The sequence below is a fragment of the Pseudomonas sp. FEMGT703P genome (assembly GCF_002786345.1).
Classification (GTDB): Bacteria; Pseudomonadota; Gammaproteobacteria; order Pseudomonadales; family Pseudomonadaceae; genus Aquipseudomonas; species Aquipseudomonas peli.
Genome location: NZ_PGCM01000010.1, coordinates 175,140 through 195,418, shown reverse-complemented (window position 1 = coordinate 195,418; position 20,279 = coordinate 175,140). Strand labels below are relative to the sequence as shown.

21 protein-coding genes are annotated in these 20,279 nt (G+C 59.3%); 4 read left to right on the top strand and 17 right to left on the bottom strand.

The genetic code is table 11. The annotated features are described in order from the left end of the window. Positions 1 to 51: 51 nt before the first annotated feature. The 8 genes from CUR33_RS14500 to ttcA form a co-directional block, all read right to left on the bottom strand. Complete coding sequence (locus CUR33_RS14500; protein WP_289240101.1) at positions 52 to 1,317, bottom strand: alpha/beta hydrolase; 1,266 nt, start codon at positions 1,315 to 1,317, stop codon at positions 52 to 54. A gap of 64 nt (positions 1,318 to 1,381) precedes the next feature. Next, positions 1,382 to 1,702: a hypothetical protein gene (locus tag CUR33_RS14495; protein WP_167144814.1), complete on the bottom strand. Its 321-nt coding sequence runs from the start codon at positions 1,700 to 1,702 to the stop codon at positions 1,382 to 1,384. 6 nt (positions 1,703 to 1,708) lie between these two features. Continuing rightward, entirely contained in the window at positions 1,709 to 2,371 is a 663-nt protein-coding gene (locus CUR33_RS14490) for an O-methyltransferase (protein WP_289240100.1), read from the bottom strand. 27 nt (positions 2,372 to 2,398) lie between these two features. Next, a complete protein-coding gene (locus tag CUR33_RS14485; RefSeq protein WP_289240099.1) occupies positions 2,399 to 2,923 on the bottom strand; it encodes a C40 family peptidase in 525 nt (174 codons plus the stop codon). Positions 2,924 to 3,083: 160 nt separating this feature from the next. After that, positions 3,084 to 3,698, bottom strand: a complete 615-nt coding sequence (locus CUR33_RS14480) for a C40 family peptidase (RefSeq protein WP_160087398.1) — start codon at positions 3,696 to 3,698, stop codon at positions 3,084 to 3,086. A 76-nt stretch (positions 3,699 to 3,774) separates the two neighbouring features. Then, the gene (locus CUR33_RS14475; protein ID WP_289240098.1) at positions 3,775 to 4,533 is read right to left on the bottom strand and encodes an NAD-dependent deacylase; all 759 of its coding nucleotides are present in this window, start codon (positions 4,531 to 4,533) and stop codon (positions 3,775 to 3,777) included. A 10-nt stretch (positions 4,534 to 4,543) separates the two neighbouring features. Further along, on the bottom strand, positions 4,544 to 5,215 hold the full coding sequence (locus tag CUR33_RS14470) for a DNA-3-methyladenine glycosylase I (protein ID WP_289240097.1): 672 nt from the start codon (positions 5,213 to 5,215) through the stop codon (positions 4,544 to 4,546). Between the two features lie 31 nt (positions 5,216 to 5,246). Continuing rightward, positions 5,247 to 6,071 carry a tRNA 2-thiocytidine(32) synthetase TtcA gene (ttcA, locus tag CUR33_RS14465; protein ID WP_090253070.1) on the bottom strand — a complete coding sequence of 275 codons (825 nt, stop codon included), beginning with the start codon at positions 6,069 to 6,071 and terminating at the stop codon, positions 5,247 to 5,249. 97 nt (positions 6,072 to 6,168) lie between these two features. On the opposite strand from ttcA, the gene CUR33_RS14460 reads away from it, so the two are divergent. The 3 genes from CUR33_RS14460 (at position 6,169) to CUR33_RS14450 (ending at position 8,138) form a co-directional block, all read left to right on the top strand. Next, the gene (locus CUR33_RS14460) at positions 6,169 to 6,771 is read left to right on the top strand and encodes a DNA-J related domain-containing protein (protein ID WP_289240096.1); all 603 of its coding nucleotides are present in this window, start codon (positions 6,169 to 6,171) and stop codon (positions 6,769 to 6,771) included. Positions 6,772 to 6,929: 158 nt separating this feature from the next. Further along, the gene (locus tag CUR33_RS14455) at positions 6,930 to 7,529 is read left to right on the top strand and encodes a Yip1 family protein (protein WP_090253063.1); all 600 of its coding nucleotides are present in this window, start codon (positions 6,930 to 6,932) and stop codon (positions 7,527 to 7,529) included. Between the two features lie 114 nt (positions 7,530 to 7,643). After that, on the top strand, positions 7,644 to 8,138 hold the full coding sequence (locus CUR33_RS14450; RefSeq protein ID WP_090253060.1) for a SprT family zinc-dependent metalloprotease: 495 nt from the start codon (positions 7,644 to 7,646) through the stop codon (positions 8,136 to 8,138). Positions 8,139 to 8,151: 13 nt separating this feature from the next. On the opposite strand, the gene trhA is transcribed toward CUR33_RS14450, so the two are convergent. The 5 genes from trhA to CUR33_RS14425 form a co-directional block, all read right to left on the bottom strand. Next, positions 8,152 to 8,769, bottom strand: coding sequence for a PAQR family membrane homeostasis protein TrhA (trhA, locus tag CUR33_RS14445; RefSeq protein ID WP_090253058.1), 618 nt, complete (start codon positions 8,767 to 8,769; stop codon positions 8,152 to 8,154). A 127-nt stretch (positions 8,770 to 8,896) separates the two neighbouring features. Then, positions 8,897 to 10,078, bottom strand: a complete 1,182-nt coding sequence (locus CUR33_RS14440; protein ID WP_289240095.1) for a CaiB/BaiF CoA transferase family protein — start codon at positions 10,076 to 10,078, stop codon at positions 8,897 to 8,899. 90 nt (positions 10,079 to 10,168) lie between these two features. Continuing rightward, complete coding sequence (locus CUR33_RS14435; RefSeq protein WP_289240094.1) at positions 10,169 to 11,806, bottom strand: AMP-binding protein; 1,638 nt, start codon at positions 11,804 to 11,806, stop codon at positions 10,169 to 10,171. A gap of 135 nt (positions 11,807 to 11,941) precedes the next feature. Next, complete coding sequence (locus CUR33_RS14430) at positions 11,942 to 13,081, bottom strand: acyl-CoA dehydrogenase family protein (protein WP_289240093.1); 1,140 nt, start codon at positions 13,079 to 13,081, stop codon at positions 11,942 to 11,944. Between the two features lie 179 nt (positions 13,082 to 13,260). Further along, on the bottom strand, positions 13,261 to 14,583 hold the full coding sequence (locus CUR33_RS14425) for a dicarboxylate/amino acid:cation symporter (RefSeq protein WP_167144824.1): 1,323 nt from the start codon (positions 14,581 to 14,583) through the stop codon (positions 13,261 to 13,263). Between the two features lie 371 nt (positions 14,584 to 14,954). Here CUR33_RS14425 and CUR33_RS14420 point away from each other — a divergent pair, with 371 nt between their 5' ends. Continuing rightward, positions 14,955 to 15,953 (top strand): AraC family transcriptional regulator, encoded by a 999-nt coding sequence (locus CUR33_RS14420; protein ID WP_160087412.1) that lies wholly within the window; start codon positions 14,955 to 14,957, stop codon positions 15,951 to 15,953. A gap of 220 nt (positions 15,954 to 16,173) precedes the next feature. Here the strand turns inward: CUR33_RS14420 and CUR33_RS14415 are convergent, their stop codons facing one another. From CUR33_RS14415 to CUR33_RS14400, 4 genes are all read right to left on the bottom strand, one after another. Continuing rightward, positions 16,174 to 17,361, bottom strand: coding sequence for a GGDEF domain-containing protein (locus tag CUR33_RS14415; protein WP_289240092.1), 1,188 nt, complete (start codon positions 17,359 to 17,361; stop codon positions 16,174 to 16,176). 144 nt (positions 17,362 to 17,505) lie between these two features. Beyond that, positions 17,506 to 18,888: an ATP-binding protein gene (locus CUR33_RS14410; protein WP_289240091.1), complete on the bottom strand. Its 1,383-nt coding sequence runs from the start codon at positions 18,886 to 18,888 to the stop codon at positions 17,506 to 17,508. After that, a complete protein-coding gene (locus CUR33_RS14405) occupies positions 18,885 to 19,562 on the bottom strand; it encodes a response regulator (RefSeq protein ID WP_289240090.1) in 678 nt (225 codons plus the stop codon). Before CUR33_RS14405 ends, CUR33_RS14410 begins: the two co-directional genes overlap by 4 nt. Before the next feature lie 63 nt (positions 19,563 to 19,625). Further along, on the bottom strand, positions 19,626 to 20,231 hold the full coding sequence (locus tag CUR33_RS14400; RefSeq protein WP_289240089.1) for a hypothetical protein: 606 nt from the start codon (positions 20,229 to 20,231) through the stop codon (positions 19,626 to 19,628). Positions 20,232 to 20,279: the final 48 nt, after the last annotated feature.

Here is a 20,279-nt window from a genome sequence, read left to right as displayed (position 1 = left end):
CCTGCTGGAACCAAGCTGCATGTTTCGTCACTTAAGGCCAGACCAAAACACCTACCACTGCCCCTTGAGTACCCGCCGGGTTGCTTCACGTACCGTCAGCGGGTAGTCAGTATTCATGTACCAGACTGCCGGGTGCTCGGTGACAGAGAGCGCTCGCTGATCCGGTGGCAGGTTGGTACGCAGCAGCAAGATCACATCACTGCTGACCCAGGGGTGACGGTACCAGTAGTGATGCCCGACGATATCAAAGCCGCGCTCGCTGCTATTACCAGACACATCCAGCAGAGTGACATTGTTCAAGTGCCGCCTGCGGGTGAACTGGTGCAGGCTCTGCTCGGCCCTGCTGCTGCCAATCCGTGCGCCACCGGGCATCAGGCGCTGCGCGTAATCCAGCGCTTCGTCCTGATCAGACACAGTGATCATCACCTGTTCAGCGACGCGACTGATTGCCGGCAGGCGCCCCTCAAATACTTCCTCGGGGACATCCGCAGCGGCAAACACCACCGCGCCAATCCGATAACGCGCCTGTAACTGCGCGGTATTCAAATCCGGATGACGATTCTGGAACGTCTGCAACGCCAGAGATGCCACCCGCCCACCGGCGCTATAGGCGATCAGGTTGATCCGCTCAGCAGCGGTATGTCGCGCCAGCAGCTCGATCAACTGCGCCAACGCCTGGCTGGAATCACGAGCGCGATTCACATCGATGCCGAGCAGATAACTGGCAATGTTCTGGTGTGACGGCCAGTCGAACGCCAGACCGACAAAGTCGCGCCCGGCAAAATGCACAAGCTCGCCCGTCAGTTCACAGGCATTGGCGAAATCCACCTTTGCACCATGCACATAGACGATGATTTCCTTGTCGCGGGCCTTGTCCAGCGCCAGATTGATCGCATCGACATAGCTCTGCACCGGCGGCGCCAAAGGCACATCAACCGGCCGTTGCACAGGCAGTATCGCTGTTTGCTGAGCCGCAATCAGACTCAGTGGCAGCTCACGCGCGCGCAGCTCGCTAACCGAGGCCGAATGCAATTGCGACCAATCACTCTGCTGGTCGCCCAAACGCACCTGGGCACGCCCCAGTTGCAAGGTTGGACTGACGCGATTGCCATAGCCCACGCCCTCTGGCGCCCGGGTAGTGGCGTAGAACAGTGCCACATCGGGTACGCGTTCTGCCGGTGACAAATGGGCGAAAGGATCGATAGCAGCCTGGTGATAAATCACCGGCGTGCTCATCAGCATCAGCGGCGTTGGCCCAGCACAGGCGCCCAACAACAGAGCAAGGCATACACATGACAGCGCGCGTAAACAGGTCATCGGCAGTCGCCACTACTAAGGGGTCAGAAGGTCATCACAAACAAGCAGCAAGCCTAGCCGCGATTCAATGTCTGGGCATAAAGCCCGCCGGTTTGCTGGCCAGCCACTCGACAAACGTGCGTAGGCGTTCGTCGCTGAGCAGGCTGTCGCGATTGTTATAGGTCAGCGCCAGCTCCTTTTCGCTGAACAGCCGGTGGATCTGGTTGTGGCAGGCACGGCAGACCCAGAGCGTGGCGCTGATGCGCTCGCTTTTGCCGAAGCGCTTCTGCACATAAACCTTGTTGTGCAGCGCCTTGGGGATCAGGTGATGGCGGGTCAGGGCTGCCGCGCGGGCGCAGAGCTCGCAGGCATCAGGTTGTTCGGGCAGACGAATCGGTTCAGGCATACGGGTTCAGCGTTTACGGCACAGGCTCAAACCGTCGCCCAACGGCAACAGGGACAGGTCGAGGCGTGGATCATCCCGCAGCGCCAGGTTCAGCGCCTGAATGGCTCGGGTGTCGTCGCTTTCGGGGTTCTGCTCAAGCACACGTCCGCTCCACAGGGTGTTATCGAACAGGATCAGTCCACCCTGGCGCACCAGGCGCAGGGCATGTTCCAGATAGGCGAGGTAATTGGCCTTGTCGGCGTCGATAAACAGCAGGTCGATACTGCCAGCCAAACCTTCAGCTTCTAGCTCCGCCAGGGTCTGTAGCGCCGGCGCCAGGCGCTGTTCGATACACCCATTCAATCCCGCTTCGCGCCAGTAATGCTCAGCTGTGGCGTTGTATTCGCCGGGAATATCACAGCAGATCAGCCGACTACCCTCAGGCATGGCCTGGGCCATGCAGATGGCGCTGTAGCCGGTAAAGGTGCCGACCTCGACAATCCGCCGCGCTCCCGTTAGCTGCACCAGCAAGGCCATAAACTGCCCTTGCTCGGGAGCAATCTGCCAACGCGCCGTACTCAGCTGCGCAGTTTCCTCACGCAGACGTTTGAGCAGCGGTGTTTCACGTAGAGAAACATCCAGCAGGTATTGATACAGGGAGGAATCGAGATTGAGCGTTCGATTGGTCATGCCTACTCCCTCTGCAAACCAAAGCTGTCAGGGGTTGCGCGCCAGTTCCGGGGTGAACACGCGCTTGGCATTCAGGTAGGTGCGCTGCCAATACGTATTGCTCAGGCTATCCAGGCGTACGGTGCCGCCGCTTGAAGGTGCATGAACAAAACGGCCATCGCCGACATAGATGCCAGCATGGCTAACCTGGCTGCCACCATTAGTGGCGAAGAACACCAGATCACCACTTTGCAGGCGATCACGGCCGACGGTTGGAGCGCGCATGCTGATCAGCTCACGGGTCGAACGCGGCAGACTGATACCCGCCGCATCGCGGTAGACATAGCCAATCAGACCGCTGCAATCAAAACCGCCATCCGGGGTATTGCCGCCGTAGCGATAGGGTGTCCCGACCAAACCGAGGGCACGAAAAAGCACATCTTCAGCATTGCCGTTAAAGCTGCTGATAGGTGCATGCACAACAGGTTTTGGGGTTGGCGTGGGTGCGTTGCTGGCGCAGGCACTGAGCAGCGCGGCAAGCACAATCAAGCTGATGCGGGTGATAGCGGTCATGGACGAGCGATCCTGAGCCGGGATGCGCCCTACTCTGCCGACTTGCACATCGTAGTGCAAGCTTTAGCTTTGCTTGGCAGGTTGTTGAAAATTATCGAGATCGGACGGAAGTGTCAGTTAATCGCAGCGACCGAACAGATTCGGTCGCCACTCGCAGGGCTCATGGGTGACGTACAACCGACTCGCTTGGCGCCAGCGCCAGGGCACGTTTGGCCTCGATAAAGGTACGCGACCAGTAACGATCATCCAGACTATCGACCCGCACGCCGCCACTGCGGCTGCTGCTGGAGTGGATAAACTGGTTATCGCCCATGTAGATGCCGGCATGGCTGACGCGATTACGGCCACTGGTGCTGAAGAACAGCAGATCACCCGGCTCCAAGTCATCACGCGACACCAGCGGTGCGTCGATATTGATCATGTCGCGGGACGAGCGTGGCAGTTTCATGCCCAGCTCTTCCTTGAACAGATAACCGATAAAGCCGCTGCAATCGAAGCCGGATTTCACCGAGCTGCCACCGTAACGATAACGGGTACCCACCAGCGACAGGCCATGAGTCAGGATGCTGTCAGCCAGCTGCGGCAATTTGTAGGATTTGTCTTCAGTGAAGTCGCCCAAGGCCGCTTCTTTGGCTTGTTCGTCAAACTCGGCAAGTTCTGTCGAGGAGAACACTGCAGGCTGGGTTGCCAGCTCCGGCTGTGGGGCATGGTTGGCGCAGGCGGCCAGAACCACGGAGAGTGCGATAGGCACGAGGGGTGCGAGGCGTTTGAGCATGGGCACGACCGTGTCGGTGAATTTCATAAGAGCGTGACTATGCCCTCTATGGCATGCATTTGCAAATTCTATGGCTCTAAATGTGACTCAGTAGTTCCGGCAAAACATCTAATGCCCGCCCTTGCAGATGCACATCCACGCGGGCACTCAAGTCGGTTCGTTGCGGGTTGATTTCCACGGTTAAACCACCCGCCTGGTGGGTCCGCAGCAGCGGCTCGACGATATACGGGAAGCTCGCGCTGGTGCCGATGCTGATCACCACCTCAAAGCCTTTGCGCACTTCGGTATAGAGCGTGTCGATGGCCTGCTCTGGGAGCATTTCTTCGAACAGCACCACGGGCGGACGCAGCACCCCGGCGCATTGCCGGCATTTGGGCGGCAGCGGCCGTTCAAGGTGTTCCGCCAGCTCGGTATCGACAGCGCCACAGGACTGGCAATACAGCGGCGCCAGCTCGCCATGAATCTCGATCACCTGCTCCATCGGGCTACCAGCGGCGCGGTGGTAGCCGTCGATATTCTGAGTGAGCAGCCAGCACTCTGGTTTCTTGCGCTGCAATTCGGCGATGGCGTAATGCCCAGCATTGGCCTGAGCACCCAGGCAGGCCTTGCCCAGCTCCGCCAGGTATTTCCAGCACAGCGCCGGATCACGCTGCAGCATCGAGCCGGACAACGCCGCCTCAATCGGCAAACCTTCAGCGGTGTGGCCGTTATACAGGCCGCCAAGGCCGCGATAAGTGGGCAAACCGGAATCGGCGGACAGCCCAGCACCGGTAATCAGCAGGATGCGTTCAGCCTGCTTGAGCTGCTGTGCGACCTTCTTGATTGCCCGCTCCATCGCCAGCCCCTCAGTGGTTGACCGTATGCGCCAGCATCACCGACAGCTGACATAGCGGCCGCCCGCTCTGCTCCTGCCATTGGTTGAACGCGGCCTGCACGGCGGCCCGCTCTTTTAGGCTGGTCGGCACCTTGTCGATAATCTTCTGCGCCTTCAGCGCGGCAACCATGTCATCACTAGGGACGAAGGTGTCCTTGCCAACCATGCGCAAGAACCGCGGTGCGGACAGCCCGCCTAACTGACAGCCATGTTTGGCCAAATACTTCCATAGGCCAACGATATCGCTCACGGGCCAATCAGCAATCAGCGCACCAAAACTGCCCTTCTCCTTTTGCACATCAAGGATGAACTGGGCATTGCGCGGCACACTCTTGAGCTTGCCCAGGTGGCGGATGATGCGCGCATCCTGCATCAGGTTTTCCAGGCGCTCGGCGCCCATCAGCACCACTTTCTCCGGATCGAAACCGAAGAACACCTGCTCGAATGCAGGCCACTTGGCATCGACCAAGCTGTGCTTGAGGCCCGCGCGGAACACCCGCAGGCTGAGCACTGAGAGGTAGCGATCATCACTGATCGCGCGCAACTCATCAGCAGTGCGCGGCTGCGGCAGGATCGACTCCAGCGCGGCGACAGAGCCGAAACGGTTCAGGCAGTACTCATGCAGCCATTTGTAATCACGCATCGGGCATTCCTTGAGGCGGGAAACCGCTGAATCAGAGATTCATTACATCGAGAAAACGCGGTGTGGCGCTGTCGTCGATCTTCAGGCTCTTGAAGTCGAACAGGTTGCGGTCAGCCAGCTGCGACGGTACTACGTTCTGCAGAGCGCGGAACATGATCTCGGTGCGCCCCGGCGACTTGCGCTCCCAGTCCTGCAGCATCTCCTTGACCACCTGGCGCTGCAGGTTTTCCTGAGAACCACAGAGGTTGCACGGGATGATCGGGAATTCCTTGAGCTGGCTGTAAGCCTCGATATCCGCCTCGTTGCAGTAAGCCAGCGGGCGAATCACCACGTTACGACCGTCGTCAGCGCGCAGCTTGGGCGGCATGGCCTTGAGCGTGCCGCCGTAGAACATATTAAGGAAGAAGGTTTCCAGGATGTCGTCGCGATGGTGCCCCAGGGCCATCTTGGTCGCGCCGATCTCATCGGCAAAGGTATACAGCGTGCCGCGACGCAGGCGCGAGCACAGCGAGCAGGTGGTCTTGCCTTCAGGGATCTTCTCCTTGACCACCGAATAGGTGTCCTTCTCGACGATGTGATACGGCACACCGATGGACTCCAGATAGGCCGGCAGCACATGCTCGGGGAAGCCGGGCTGCTTCTGGTCCATATTCACCGCAACGATCTCGAACTTGATCGGCGCAACCTTCTGCAGGTGCAGCAGCACATCCAGCATGGTGTAGCTGTCCTTGCCGCCGGACAGGCAGACCATCACCTTGTCGCCATCTTCGATCATGTTGAAGTCGGCAACGGCTTCGCCGGCCTGACGACGCAGGCGTTTTTGCAGTTTGTTCTGATTGACCGAGAGGGTGCCCATGGTGCGCTGGAGTCCGGAAGTCGTTGAGGATGCGGCATTTTACGCAGAAAGCGTGACGCGCCCTACCCCAGAGTTGCTGAAATGCTAGGCTCGACCGATGAATGACGACTTCGACCCGGGCCTCGACTTGCCCGAACAACTGCACCAGCTGCTGCGCGCGGTCCCTGAAGGCCTCGGTGAATACCAGCTGATCCAACAATTGAAAGCCCGCCAGTGTGTGCACATCCCCAATCTGCCACTGACCGACAAGCTGGTGCTTTTCCGCACCCATTTTCTGCTGTTCAACGCCCTCTACCGGCTGCGTGAACGGCTGTGGGCGACGCAGAGCGGTTACCTGCAGATCAGTGCGCTGAATATCCAATTGCTGCCCTATCAACCCGGAAGCGCGGAACTGAGCGAACACGACCCGCTGCGTGACTATTACCTCGATCTCAGCCAGCTCAACGACACGGATGAGCAGGATGTGGCCAAGCTGCTATTGAGTTTCTGGACGCGCATGCACGGCAGCGAAGAGAAACAGGCGGCGCTGGAGCTGTTCGAGCTCGAAGGCAGCGCGCAGACGCTCAATCTCGCCATGATTAAGCACCGCTACCGACAACTGGTGAGCCTGCATCACCCTGATCGCGGCGGTAACACGGCGCGCCTGCAGTCGATCAACAAGGCCATGGAAATCCTCGAACGCTATTACGGACGTGCTTGAGAGTCCGATTTGCTCTAACACCCAGCCTTTGCCAATCGCGACCTCTGCCTATACTGCGACATACGGTCGCATAGGTTCGGCCTTGTACCTGATGACGCTGCACACGCGAATCAGGCGCTGCGCTGGGGGGCGACCGCTATAAAAACAGGAGGTCTGGCATGATCCATCACGTTTGGGGGCTATTCACCCATCCTGACCAGGAATGGCAGGAAATCCGTGGCGAAGAAGAAACCATCAGCCACATGTATCTCACCCACGTACTGATTCTCGCGGCAATTCCCGCAGTCTCGGCCTATATCGGCACTACCCAGGTCGGCTGGGCAATCGGCGATCGAGCGCCGGTTATGCTGACAGAAGCCAGTGCGTTGCAAATGACCGTCATGACCTATCTGGCGATGCTTGCCGGGATCGCAGTGATGGGCGCGTTTATCCACTGGATGGCACGCACCTACGATGCCAGCCCGAACCTCACGCAATGCGTGGTATTTGCGGCTTATACCGCTACACCGCTGTTTATCGGTGGCTTGGCGGCGCTCTATCCACACCTTTGGCTGGCCATGGTAGTGGGCACGGCGGCTATTTGTTACACGGTTTATCTACTCTACGTCGGCATACCGACTTTCATGGGCATACCCGAGGATGAAGGCTTCATGTTCTCCAGCTCGGTGCTCGCTGTAGGTTTGGTGGTGCTGGTGGCGATGATCGCCAGTTCGGTGATTCTCTGGGGCTTTGGGGTCGGCCCGGTCTACACCAGCTAACGCAACACTTGATGACACAAGATGAAACCACCTGCGGGTGGTTTCGTCATTTCAGGGCTGTGATCGCTGCGCTGCTTGGGCATAATCGCTGCCCCGATCCTGATCACCGCACTTATGTCCGAACACCTTCTAAGCCGCGTAGAACAGTGTTACCAGCAGGCTGAAGCCTTTTTCAAACGCCCCTTTGCCCGCGCCGAGGTGAGTTTCAAGCTGCGTGGACAAAAAGCCGGTGTGGCTCACCTGACGGAAAACAAGCTGCGCTTCAACCCGCAGCTGTACCGGGAAAACCGCGAAGACTTTCTCAAACAGACCGTGCCGCATGAAGTGGCGCACCTGATCGCGCATCAGCTGTTCGGCCTGAAGATTCAGCCCCATGGAGAAGAATGGCAGTTGATCATGCGCGGCGTGTATGAGCTGCCGCCCAATCGCTGCCACAGCTATGCGGTTCAGCGGCGCACAGTCAGCCGCTATATCTACCGTTGCAGCTGCCCGCAGGGCGAGTTTCCGTTTTCAGCCCAGCGTCATTCCCTGGTCAGCAAAGGCCGGCGCTACTACTGCCGGCGTTGCAAAGTGACCTTGAGCTATACAGGCGAACAGCGCGTCGAATAAGCCGATGTTGGCATTAGAGGACGTAACGCAACACCGCGACAAAATGCATCAGGCTGCCGCCCATGACAAACAAGTGCCAGATGCCATGCCAATGGCGGAAGCGGCTGTCATAGGCGAAGAAGATGATCCCCACGGTGTACAGCACCCCGCCACCGGCCAGCCAGATAAACCCCTCCATGCCCAGGGCAGCGATCAACGGTTTGACCGCAATCAACACAATCCAGCCCATCACGGCGTAGATCACAATCGACAACACACGCGCCTCGGAGCGTGGCTTGATCTCCTGCAGCATGCCGATGATTGCCAGCGTCCAGACAATGCCAAACAACGTCCACCCCCAGGCACCTTCGAGGGTGATCAGGCAAAACGGCGTATAACTGCCGGCGATCAGCAGGTAGATCGACAGGTGATCAAGCTTGCGCATCAGCACTTTCGCCCGTCCCTGCACGCTGTGGTAAAGCGTGGAGATGCTGTAGAGCAGCACCAGGGTCAGGCCATAAATCGCCACACTGATGATCGTACGCAGCTCACCGTCCAGGCTCGCCAACACCAAGAGCCACACTGCACCCGCGCAGGCCAGAAGCGCCCCAACCAGATGGGTCCAGGCGTTGAAGCGTTCCCCGTGATACATGTTTTCCGTTCCCAAGCCGCCATATGGCGAAAATGCATCAGGCTTATGCCGGAAAACTCAGCGTTTGACGAGTGACAGTGTGCATCCCCACATGTGACGGGATTGCGCTAACGCCTGCATCACTCGCTCAGGCCACCACTTTAGCTGCCTTGAGCTGGGCGATCTGCTCGGTGCTGTAGCCCAGCTCTGTCAGTACTTCTGCGGTGTGAGCGCCCAGGGTTGCGCCGATATGCCTGGGCGCGGGCAAGCCGCTGGAAAATTTGATCGGACAGGCGATCTGCGTCTGCGGCGCGTTGCCTGCACGCGGCACTTCGGTGACCAGACCGCGCGCCTTGATCTGCGGGTGCTCGACCGCTTCACTGAGGTTGAGCATCGGCTCGACGCAGGCATCCAGACCGGCGAATACCTGACTCCACTCGGCAAAGTCGCGTTTCTCGAACTCGATTTCAATCTCACGTTTAAGCGCTTGCTGATCCTCCGGCTTCTGCGACAGCCCGCGCGCAGCCAGCTCCGGGCGGCCGATGGCGGCGCAGAACTGCTGCATAAACTGCGGCTCCAAACTGCCGACCGAGAACCAGCGGCCGTCGCGGGTGCGGTAGTAGTCGTAGAAGCTGCCACCATTCAGCGCCTGATTTTCCATCGCTGGTTCCACCCCGGCAGCCAGATACCCTGCCCCAGCCATGCCATGCAGACTGAAGGCGCAGTCGGTCATGCTGATATCCACCTGCTGCCCCAGCCCCGTGGCCTGACGCTGGATCACCGCCGCCAGCAGGCCGATCACTCCGTGCAGCGAGCCGCCAGCAATATCCGCCGCCTGAATGCCCAGTGGCAGCGGCCCGGTTTCACGGCGCCCGGTGTAGCTGGCGATGCCGGCCAGGGCCAGGTAGTTGATGTCATGGCCGGCGCGGTCCTTGTACGGGCCGCTCTGGCCGTAACCGGTAATCGACACATAGATCAGCTTCGGGTTGATTGCCTTGAGCGCTTCGTAACCGACGCCGAGTTTGTCCATCACCCCAGGACGAAACTGCTCCAGCACGATGTCGTACTCGGCCACCAACTGCTTGACCATCTCCACCGCTTCGGGCTTTTTCAGGTCCAGGGCGATGCAACGCTTATTGCGGTTGAGGTAGGCGTGACTGGCCGATACGCCGCCATCATGCGGTGGCAGCACGCGCACCAGATCCATGCGCGAAGGCGACTCGACCCGCAGCACTTCCGCGCCCATGTCGGCTAGCAGCAGCGAGGCAAACGGCCCGGGCAACAGGGTGGAGAAATCCAGCACTTTCAGTGACGACAACGGGCCTTGCATAACAGCTCCTCAGGGATATCAATCCCGTAGCCCGGATGCAATCCGGGGAATATCAACAGACTCCCGGATTGTATCCGGGCTACTAAGCGCTCACTGCCAATGCAGCGGCTGCTTGGCATCCAGCTCACGGAGCTGATCGGCAAAGCGAGCTTCCAGTACGTTGCGGCGGATTTTCATGGTCGGGGTCATGCAGCCGTTGTCCACGGTCCAGGCCTCACGCACCAGCACAAAGTGACTCACCCGCTCATGCGCTTGAAGCTGCGCATTGAGTTGTTGCAAGGTCTGCTGCAAGTCCGCGGTGACTTGCTCACGCGATTGCTCGCGGGCCGCCGGCGACAGCTCGATCAGCGCCAGCGGCTGATCCAGATTACTGCCCATCAGGCACACCTGCTCGACCCAAAGGTTCTTGGCAATCTCACCTTCAATCGGCGCCGGAGCGATGTACTTACCCTTGCTGGTCTTGAAGATGTCCTTCACACGACCGGTGATTTTCAGGTAACCGGCCGCGTCGACCTCGCCCTTGTCACCGGTGTGCAGCCAGCCATCGGTGATGGTTTCGGCGGTTTTCTCCGGGTCCTGGTAATAGCCCAGCATCAGGCTCGGGCAGCGCAGGAGGATTTCGCCATTCTCGGCGATGCGCAATTCATTACCCGGCATCGGCCGGCCCACGGTGCCGAAACGCACCTGCCCCGGCCGGTTGAAACAGCCATAGGCCAGGTGCTCGGTCATGCCGTAGCCCTCGCAGATGGTGATGCCGATGCTCTGATACCAGTCGAGCAAGGCACGTGGAATCGCCGCCGCGCCGCTGACCAGAATGCGTGCACGATCCAGGCCCAGGCCTTTGCGAATCTTGCGCGCCACCAGGCCACCAATCAGCGGAATACCCAGCAGCCGTGCCAGCTTGGGCTGCGGCAGTTTCTCCAGCACGCCCTGTTGAAAACGCGTCCATAGCCGTGGCACGGAGAAGAACACGGTTGGCCGCACATGGCGCAGGTCGCTGGCAAAGGTTTCCAGTGACTCGACAAAGGCCACCCGTCCGCCGCTGTAGAGCGCATTCATTTCCACCAGAAAACGCTCGGCGGCATGCGACAGCGGCAGGTAGGAGAAATACTGATCCTGCTCGGTAATCTGCAGTTCCTTCACCGAGCGCCCGCCGGCAATGGCAAACGCCTTGGCCGAGAGCATCACGCCCTTGGGCTGGCCGGTGGTGCCGGAGGTATAGAGAATGCTCAGCAACTCATCCGGTAACTGCAAATGACCATCGCGTAACGGCTGATGCGCTGCCAGCAAGGCATGCCAGCCGTGATTGGCCTCGATGGTCGGATACGGCATGGCGATACGCATGACTTCAGCCGGAATACCCGGCGCGAGCTTGGCCGGCTCATCCAGTTTGCCGAGGAAGATCGCCTTGCACTGAGAATGGCGCAGCACATAGTCGATGCTTTCCGCCGACTGCAACGGATACAACGGCACGCTGATCAACCCAGCAAGCATGATCGCCAGGTCGGCGATGATCCACTCGGCGCAGTTCTTCGCCAGTAGCGCCACCCGATCCCCCGGCGCACAGCCCAGCGCATGCAAGGCAGTGGCCATTCGCCGCGCCTGGTCGTCCACCTGAGCCCAGGTGAAGTCATGCCACTGGCCGTTTACCGGCTGGCTGAGCCAGACCGCATCCGGGCGTTTTTCAACCCAGAGCGCCAGGCGCTCCAGGGGCAGTTGATCGGTCATCGCAATCCCTCGTTCTTATTGTTGTACCGACATGAACGTTAGCGTTTGAACAGCTTCCCTCGGTAAAAAATATCCTACGGCCTAAAGGCGACGACCCCGATAAACCGCCAGGATCGCCAGGTGGCGGCACGTGCTCTACAACTTCATGCCGCGGCTGATGATCTCTTTCATGATCTCCGAGGTGCCAGCGAAGATGCGCTGGATGCGCGCGTTCGCGTACATCTTGCAGATCGGGTATTCCCACATATAACCCCAGCCGCCGTGCAGTTGCACGCCTTCGTCGACCACCTTGCACAGCAACTCGGTGGTAAACAGCTTGGCCTCGGCAGCTACTTCCGGGGTGAGTTTCTTCTCGTTGTGGTCGGTTACGCAGCGGTCCACAAATACCTGCGCCACGTCGATCTGCGTGCGCATCTCCGCCAGCTTGAAACGGGTGTTCTGGAAGTGCGAAATCGGCCGATCGAAGGCCTTGCGTTCCTTCACGTAATCGATAGTGGTCTGCAACGCCGCCTCGGCCGCCGCCACTGCGCCACAGGCGTTGGTCAGGCGCTCCTGGGCGAGCATGTTCATCAGGTAGAAGAAGCCGCCCTTGGCATCGCCCAGCAGGTTGGCCTTGGGCACCTTGACGTTATTGAAGAACAGCTCGGCCGTGTCCTGGCTCTTCATGCCGAGTTTTTCCAGGTTTTTGCCGCGTTCGAAACCTTCCATACCGCGCTCAACCAGGAACAGGCCCATGGCGTGTTTGTTATTGGGGTCGGTCTTGGCAGCCACGATCACCACATCGGCCAGCAGGCCGTTGGAGATAAACACCTTGGAACCGTTGAGTACGTAATGGTCGCCCTGATCCACCGCACTGGTGCGCATACCGGCCAGGTCGGAACCAGCACTCGGCTCAGTCATCGCCACCGCCAGAATCAGATCGCCGCTGATGATGCCCGGCATGAAACGCGCCTTCTGCTCGGCATTGCCGTACTCAGCGATATAGGGGCCGCACAGTGCGGAATGCAGCGGCAACATAAAGCCCGGCTCGTTAATCTTCGCCAGTTCCTCGCACATGATCTGCTCATAGCGAAAATCCTTGAGCCCGGCGCCACCGTACTCCTCATCCGCCCAGGGCAAGAGAAAGCCCATTTCACCGGCTTTCTTCCATACCTCGCGGCTGACCACGCCGGCGGCTTCCCACTCACCCTGATACGGGACCACTTCCTTTTTCAGAAAGGCGGCAAAAGCGTCGCGGAACATGTTGTGTTCGGTGTCGAAAATAAGGCGCTGCATGCGGGTGTGCTCCCAGAGCTGAAGTCGTGCAGCAGGTTAGGCCCCACGCCCCTGCCGCCTCAATGACCCATGCGCTCAGCCTGGATTGACTCATTCGGTCATCTCACGCGCGGCTTGCCGGCGTTTGCCAGGTATAAAAAAGCCCGCCATTAGGCGGGCTGAATGACAGCGTATTTCCCTCAGCTCAGTTCGGCCTTGGCCGCTACTGGAGCAGGCTGCTCCTTACCGCCGCTGCTCAACTCGCGCTGCAGCGTGTCTTCATCCAGTTCCTTGCACCACTTGGCCACCACCAGGGTTGCCACACCATTACCAATCAGGTTGGTCAACGCGCGGGCTTCGGACATAAAGCGGTCGATGCCGAGGATCAGCGCCAAGCCGGCAACCGGCAAATGGCCTACCGCCGACAGCGTGGCCGCCAGCACGATAAAACCGCTACCGGTGACCCCTGCCGCGCCCTTGGACGCCACCAGCAACACCAGCAACAGGGTGATCTGATGAGTCAGGTCCATCGGTGTATCCGTGGCCTGGGCGATAAACACCGCCGCCATGGTCAGGTAGATCGATGTACCGTCGAGGTTGAACGAGTAACCGGTGGGGATTACCAGGCCGACCACGGACTTCTTCGCCCCCAGTTTCTCCATCTTGGTCAGCATGCGCGGCAGCACTGATTCAGACGATGAGGTGCCGAGCACAATCATCAACTCCTCGCGGATGTACTTGATGAACTTGAGGATGCTGAAGCCATGGCCACGCGCTATACCGCCCAGCACCACCAGGATGAAGAACAGGCAGGTGATGTAGAAACAAATCATCAGCTGGCCCAGCTGGACCAGCGAACCGACACCGTACTGGCCGATGGTGAACGCCATGGCACCGAACGCGCCGATGGGTGCAAGCTTCATGATCATGTTGATGATGCCGAACATCACCTGGGCAATGCGCTCAATGAACTCCAGCACCGGGCGGCCATAGTCGCCCATGCGCTGCAGGGCGAACGCAAAGATCACCGAGAAGAACAGCACCTGCAGGATGTCGCCATTGGCGAACGCCCCCACCACGGTGGACGGAATTACATTGAGTAGAAAGCCGATGGTGCTCTGCTGCGCGCCGGCGGAGGCATAAGCGGCGATGCTGCTGGCATCCAGGGTATTCGGGTCAATGTGCATACCCACACCCGGCTGCGCCAGGTTGACCACAATCAGACCAATCACCAGGGCGATGGTGGAGACGATCTCGAAATACAACAGCGCATACCCGCCGGTCTTGCCGACGGCCTTCATGTCTTGCATGCCGGCAATGCCACTGACCACAGTGCAGAAGATGATTGGCGCAATCACCATCTTGATCAGTTTGACGAAGCCATCACCCAGCGGTTTGAGCGCCACACCGGTTTCCGGGTAAAAGTGGCCGAGCAGAATGCCGATGGTGATGGCAGCCAGCACCTGGACATAAAGCATTCGGTAGAAGGGTTGACGGGGTGCTTCGAGCGTCGTGGCGGTCATGGCAGGGTCCTCCATGGTGTTGCGGCGCATCATCCATCGACGCTCGCAACACCCTAAATAAGCGCTAACCCCTTAACAGAGGGGACTTGTTATCGGCGCGTTCAGCGCAGCCTTACAGTCCCTATCGCAAGCCCCGTGCCACTCCATGAAAAATAATTAAATCCTTATATATCAATACTTTATTGAAATTAAACAGACCATCAAAGAGCCAGCCTGGCGGATTCCCGCACGATCATCTGCTCCGGTTTGGCGGATATCCCACGCCCTGCCCACCCCGTAACCCGACATAAGCGATAGCGGCCCCAGCAAAGGGTTTGCTTGTTGCGCAGGCCAGCGTCTGGCTACCATCGGCATACTTTCAAGGAGCCTCCATGCGCGAACGCACCATCGCCAGCCACTTTGTCCGTGCTGCCTTACGCGGCGCCGAACGCCAGGGCCATGACTGCACGCCACTGCTGCGCCAATTGGGTATCCAACCGGCGCTGCTCGACGAACCCCGCGCGCGGGTCGCACCCGAACAGTTCGCCCACTTGGTGCAGCTGTTGTGGGAAAACCTTGATGACGAATACCTCGGTTTTGGCCGCCTGCGCAGCAAACGCGGCACCTTCGCCATGATGTGTTACGCCATCATCCACTGCCATTCATTGGAGAAAGCCCTGGGTCGTGGCGCGCTGTTCTACAGCCTGTTCCCGGAAGCGCCGGCTATCAGCATTCAGCGCGAAGGCGACTGGGCACGCCTCAGCGTGGACGATTCCACCCTGTGGGATCCCGACCACTTTCTGGTGGAAAGCCTGCTGGTGATCTGGCATCGCCTCGGCAGTTGGCTGATCGGCCAACGCATCCGCCTGGAAGAAGCCACCTTCACCTACAGCCAACCCACCCACGCCGGCGAATATGAACTGCTATTCCCCTGCACCCGGCGCTTTACGGCCGGGCGCACCAGCCTGCTGTTCCATGCGCGCTACCTGGCTATGCCGCTGCTGCAGGATGAACGCACCCTCAAGCAATTCCTCCAGCACTCCCCCGCCGACTTGCTGGCCCGGCCGGATGGCGGCGACAGCCTGATCAGCCAGATCCGCCGCTTACTCGGCCGCGACTGCAGCAACTGGCCGGATCTGGATGCCGTTGCCCAGCAATTGCACATGAGCCCGCAAACCCTGCGCCGGCATTTGCGCGAGGAAGGCTCGAGCTTTCAAGAATTGAAGGACCATCTACGTAGAGACCTGGCGATTTATCACCTGGGGCGCGATGAGCTGGCGATTCAGGACATTGCCGAACAGCTAGGATTCTCGGAACCGTCGGCGTTTCATCGGGCGTTTAAGAAATGGACGGGGCTGACGCCAGGGGCTTATCGGGCGCAGGAAGGGTGAACCTTCAAGTCACCTGAAAGTGCTGTGCCCATTAGTTAAACCTCAGAAAACATAGCGCCGACGCTATCTAGAGGTGGAGTAGTCTCGATGTTTAAGGGTTAATGCCAAACCCCAAAAGCGACCTTTAACAGCATCACCGCCCGCAAATCCTCTTCGTTTATTGCCAATGCTTAGCGATGCAGAACCTCTGCAGTCGAATGGCGGGCAGTACATTCACCGTCTAGTCAATTTCCACACGATTACGGCCATTAGCCTTGGCTCGATACAGCGCCAGATCCGCGCGCTGGTAGAGACTGGCGGTCGTATCACTGGCGTTGCTGAAGCTCGCACCCAGGCTGGCAGTCATCACTTGCGCGGGGTTTTTAAGGTGCTCAATCGCCAGTTCGTCGCTGATCTTTCGGCGGATGCTTTCGCAGGTACTGACCAAGTAGGCGCTATCCGGGTTGCGCAACACCAGGGCGAACTCCTCACCACCCAGACGCGCGGCAAAATCAAGATCGCGACGCGGATGGCTGGCCAGCACGCCAGCAATGCGCTGCAAGGCAAGGTCTCCGGCCGGATGGCCATAGCAATCGTTGTAAGCCTTGAAGTGGTCGAGATCGAGCATGATCAGCGCGATACGCGTTTGCTCACGCAGGGCTTCCTGCAATGCACGCTGCAACAACAGATCAAAACTGCGGCGGTTGTAAAGTTGGGTCAGGCCATCGGTATCGGCCATGGTTCGCAGGTCGCGTTTGGTTAGAAACAGCACGCGCATTGAGTGCTCCTGGCAGTAACCAGCCGTTGCGGCGGCAATGGTCGCTAGCGTCAGGTAGGCCAGGGACGTCAGGTATTGGATAGGCGATTCGCCTGAGGCGGTCAGCTGTAATGCCAGGCCGGTACATAACAGCGTGGCGATGCCCAAATAGAGGCTGTTGCGGTAGCTGTAACCGATGGGCACGAAGATCACTATCTGGATCAGCATCATGCCCTCCAGGCCATAGGGCAGTTGCATCTGCTCCAGCCCCTGGTGATATATCAGCGTCACCAGCAGCATGCCCAGACTAAGGCAGCCAAGGCCGATAGGTATCCAGCGATAGCCAGTGGCAACATCCGGAGACTTCAATACCCGGTAGGCAGCAAACACAATAATCAGCAACGCACACAGACGCACCAGCATAACCGGCAGGGTTATCGGGTTGGCGCCAACGCTGTAGAGCAACAGCAGATCAAAGGCGAAGAAGGCCAAAAAGCTGGCCAGCAGTAGGCAGATAGCCACGCGCCGGGTTTGCCGGTAGCTGCGATATGAGAAATCACGGTATTCGGCCTCAAGCTCAGGCTCGAAGCGGCGTAAGGCAAAACCTGTTGCTAACCGATCGACAGCGGCGACGTGGGGATTGGCAACGGCTGATTCAGCTTGAGACGGCATGGCTGACCTCGCAGCGAGCCTTATCGGCTGGCCTATGGCGAAGGTTTAAGGAAGTTTCACTAACGCTGACAATAGCCGACCAGTACGATTATTAGAGCCATTCATCTCTGCGCTTCTGCCACTGCGCATCCACACGGGCTTGTTTCAGTCGCTGAACCGTACACGAAAACTCGCGCCGCCCAACGCCGAATCCTCCAGCAGCAACTCCCCATCGTAGCTTTCGATAATGTCTTTAACTACTGCGGTGCCGATGCCCTGCCCCGGATGCTGAGCATCCAACCGCTCGCCACGGCGCAGGATGCGCTCGCGCTGATCAGCCGGTACACCGGGCCCGTCGTCTTCGACGCAGAGTTCAAGCACACTGCCCTGCTGACGCACGCTCACGCGCACCTGGCCGAGGCACAGGCGGTAGGCGTTTTCCAGCAGGTTGCCGAGCAACTCCAGTAACGCGCCGCGTTCCATAGGCAGGTGCTGCTCGCTGGAAAAATCGCGCAGCATCTGGACCTGCTTGTCGCGGTAGACCTTATCCAGCGCACCGCAGAGCGTATCGAGTAAAGGCGCCAAATGTGTGCTGTGGCGGATCAAGCCGCTTTTGCGCAGGCTGGCGCGCTGCAGTTGATAGCCGATCTGCTGGCTCATGCGTTCGATCTGCTGTTGCAACACCTGAGACTGCTCGCGGCTCTGCGGCTGCTTGTCGATCACTTCAGCCACGCTTTGCAGCACGGCCAAGGGGGTTTTCAGGCTGTGTGCCAGGTCATCCAGCGAATGCCGGTAACGTTCGCGTTGCTGGCGTTCACTTTCCAACAGGCGGTTGAGCGAGCCGGTCAGGCGCAGCAGCTCGCGCGGGTGCTCTTCACTCAGGCTGGCACGGGTGCCCGCCTCCACTTGATCCAATTCGGCGCTAAGCCCGCGCAGGCTACGAAAGCCCCAGGTCAGGCCAAACCACAGCAACCCCAGCAACACCAACAGCGCGCCACCGAGCCAGAGGTAGAGCTGGCCCATAAAGCCGTCGTACATGGCCTGGTAATCGCTGGCAGGCTGCATGGTCACCACGCTGAAGGCCGCGCTCTGCCCGCGCAGCAGGTCGATTTCTACGTCGTAGACAAAGAACTCGTGGCCTTGAGCATCGGTGATGCGCACAAACTCGTGACCACGGCCGTCGTAGCGTGGGCGATAGTCGACGCTTTCATCCAGGGAAGAACGCGACTGCCATACCAGCTTGCCCTGGCGGTCGTAGATAAAGCCCAGCAGCTTGGCTTCCAGGCTGTCGAATTCCTCATCCGGTAGTTTGTCGGGCATGGTCAGCAGACCGTTTTCAGTGCGTGCGGCTGAAACCAGCGCAGCGGCATCCGAGGCCAGGCGTTTTTCGATGGACTGTTCAAGGGCGATAACAAACGCGCCGCGCAAGGCCGGCAGCAGAGCCAGCATAAACAGTACCGCCAGCACCGCCGTGCCGAGCATCAGGCGCAGGCGTAGAGACTCACCGCGACGGCCAGTGACCGGTTTGCTCAACTCGGCCTCGCTCATCGGCAGCGCTCGGTAAACAGGTAGCCTTGGCCGCGCACGGTTTCGATGGGTTTGAAATCCAGCTGACCTTCAAGTTTGCGACGCAGGCGACCGACCAATACTTCGATCACGTTGGGGTCGCGCTCTTCATCATCCGGGTAGAGCTGCTCGATCAATCGCTCCTTGGCCACCACCTGCTGCTGGTGGCGCATCAGGTATTCAAGAATGCGGTACTCGTAGGCTGTCAGTTGCAGGGCTTCGCCATCGAGCAACGCCTGTTTGCGGTTGAGGTCGAGCAGCAGCGGCCCGGCGGCAATACTCGCCTGGGTAAAGCCCGAAGCGCGGCGCAGCAAAGCGTTCAGGCGCGCTTCCAGCTCTTCAAATTGAAAGGGTTTGACCACGTAATCATCGGCACCGGCGGCCAGGCCTTCGACCTTGTCCTGCCAGTTGCCACGGGCGGTGAGTATCAAAATAGGGAAGCTTTTGTCCTGACTGCGCAACTGGCGAATCAGGTCCAGCCCGCTCATGCCTGGGAGGCCGAGGTCGATCACCGCCAGGTCATGATTGTATTCCGCAGCGCGGTACAGGGCTTCTTCGGCATTGGCCACAGCATCGACCACATGGCCCTGCTCGCCCAGCCGGCTATAGAGGTGGTGACGCAGCAACGCTTCATCTTCCACGACCAACAGTTTCATCCTGCACATTCCCCCAATAAAGCGGCCGGGCATGGTGCCCGGCCCTTTTGGCCTACCTGCTGTTTAGAACTTGTAGTTGGCACCCAGGTACAGCTGGCCGCTGCTGTGCAGGTCCAGCGAGCCAGCCTTGCCTGCGCCGTGTTGCGCCATTTCGGTGCTGGCATTGGTGCGCAGGTAGCGGTAGCCGGCTTCAATCGAGGCATTCTGGTTGATGTCCTGAAGAATGCCAGCCTGCAGGCCGAGGGCATAGCCGATATCACTGTCACGCTTGAAGCCTTTGCTCTCCTGCTCCAGCTTGACCAGGCCAGCGGTGGCACCGCCGAACAGCTTGGTGTTGTAGTCACCAATCGGCACGAACACATCATAGCTACCCAGCAGGTTCTGCTGACGCAGCTTGTTGCCGCGATCGGTGTCCGAGACATTCTCGTAGGTCATGTAGTAACGGTTTGCATCGCTGACCTGACCGGCGCGTACGCCCCAGGTGCCACTGTCGTTGATCACCTTGTCGAGCTTGGGGTTGTTCAGGTTGCTGTTGAGCGCGCTGGACTTCTGAATGTTGTTATCGGTCTGACCCCAGGTCAGGCCAACAAAGTTGTCGCCGGCATTGGCCGCAGCCGCAGCGAAGGTCAGGGAAGTTGCCAGGGCCAGTTTGCTAAGAGTGCGGTTCATGGTGTGTCCTCAGTGGTTAGTCGGTGTTGCTTAACTCGAGGTCCATGT

What these genes read in the sequence shown, in the direction of transcription:
- CUR33_RS14500 (WP_289240101.1), bottom strand. Translation starts at nt 1,317, where the DNA reads ATGACCTGTTTACGCGCGCTGTCATGTGTATGCCTTGCTCTGTTGTTG.
- CUR33_RS14495 (WP_167144814.1), bottom strand. Translation starts at nt 1,702, where the DNA reads ATGCCTGAACCGATTCGTCTGCCCGAACAACCTGATGCCTGCGAGCTC.
- CUR33_RS14490 (WP_289240100.1), bottom strand. Translation starts at nt 2,371, where the DNA reads ATGACCAATCGAACGCTCAATCTCGATTCCTCCCTGTATCAATACCTG.
- CUR33_RS14485 (WP_289240099.1), bottom strand. Translation starts at nt 2,923, where the DNA reads ATGACCGCTATCACCCGCATCAGCTTGATTGTGCTTGCCGCGCTGCTC.
- CUR33_RS14480 (WP_160087398.1), bottom strand. Translation starts at nt 3,698, where the DNA reads ATGCTCAAACGCCTCGCACCCCTCGTGCCTATCGCACTCTCCGTGGTT.
- CUR33_RS14475 (WP_289240098.1), bottom strand. Translation starts at nt 4,533, where the DNA reads ATGGAGCGGGCAATCAAGAAGGTCGCACAGCAGCTCAAGCAGGCTGAA.
- CUR33_RS14470 (WP_289240097.1), bottom strand. Translation starts at nt 5,215, where the DNA reads ATGCGTGATTACAAATGGCTGCATGAGTACTGCCTGAACCGTTTCGGC.
- ttcA (WP_090253070.1), bottom strand. Translation starts at nt 6,071, where the DNA reads ATGGGCACCCTCTCGGTCAATCAGAACAAACTGCAAAAACGCCTGCGT.
- CUR33_RS14460 (WP_289240096.1), top strand. Translation starts at nt 6,169, where the DNA reads ATGAATGACGACTTCGACCCGGGCCTCGACTTGCCCGAACAACTGCAC.
- CUR33_RS14455 (WP_090253063.1), top strand. Translation starts at nt 6,930, where the DNA reads ATGATCCATCACGTTTGGGGGCTATTCACCCATCCTGACCAGGAATGG.
- CUR33_RS14450 (WP_090253060.1), top strand. Translation starts at nt 7,644, where the DNA reads ATGTCCGAACACCTTCTAAGCCGCGTAGAACAGTGTTACCAGCAGGCT.
- trhA (WP_090253058.1), bottom strand. Translation starts at nt 8,769, where the DNA reads ATGTATCACGGGGAACGCTTCAACGCCTGGACCCATCTGGTTGGGGCG.
- CUR33_RS14440 (WP_289240095.1), bottom strand. Translation starts at nt 10,078, where the DNA reads ATGCAAGGCCCGTTGTCGTCACTGAAAGTGCTGGATTTCTCCACCCTG.
- CUR33_RS14435 (WP_289240094.1), bottom strand. Translation starts at nt 11,806, where the DNA reads ATGACCGATCAACTGCCCCTGGAGCGCCTGGCGCTCTGGGTTGAAAAA.
- CUR33_RS14430 (WP_289240093.1), bottom strand. Translation starts at nt 13,081, where the DNA reads ATGCAGCGCCTTATTTTCGACACCGAACACAACATGTTCCGCGACGCT.
- CUR33_RS14425 (WP_167144824.1), bottom strand. Translation starts at nt 14,583, where the DNA reads ATGACCGCCACGACGCTCGAAGCACCCCGTCAACCCTTCTACCGAATG.
- CUR33_RS14420 (WP_160087412.1), top strand. Translation starts at nt 14,955, where the DNA reads ATGCGCGAACGCACCATCGCCAGCCACTTTGTCCGTGCTGCCTTACGC.
- CUR33_RS14415 (WP_289240092.1), bottom strand. Translation starts at nt 17,361, where the DNA reads ATGCCGTCTCAAGCTGAATCAGCCGTTGCCAATCCCCACGTCGCCGCT.
- CUR33_RS14410 (WP_289240091.1), bottom strand. Translation starts at nt 18,888, where the DNA reads ATGAGCGAGGCCGAGTTGAGCAAACCGGTCACTGGCCGTCGCGGTGAG.
- CUR33_RS14405 (WP_289240090.1), bottom strand. Translation starts at nt 19,562, where the DNA reads ATGAAACTGTTGGTCGTGGAAGATGAAGCGTTGCTGCGTCACCACCTC.
- CUR33_RS14400 (WP_289240089.1), bottom strand. Translation starts at nt 20,231, where the DNA reads ATGAACCGCACTCTTAGCAAACTGGCCCTGGCAACTTCCCTGACCTTC.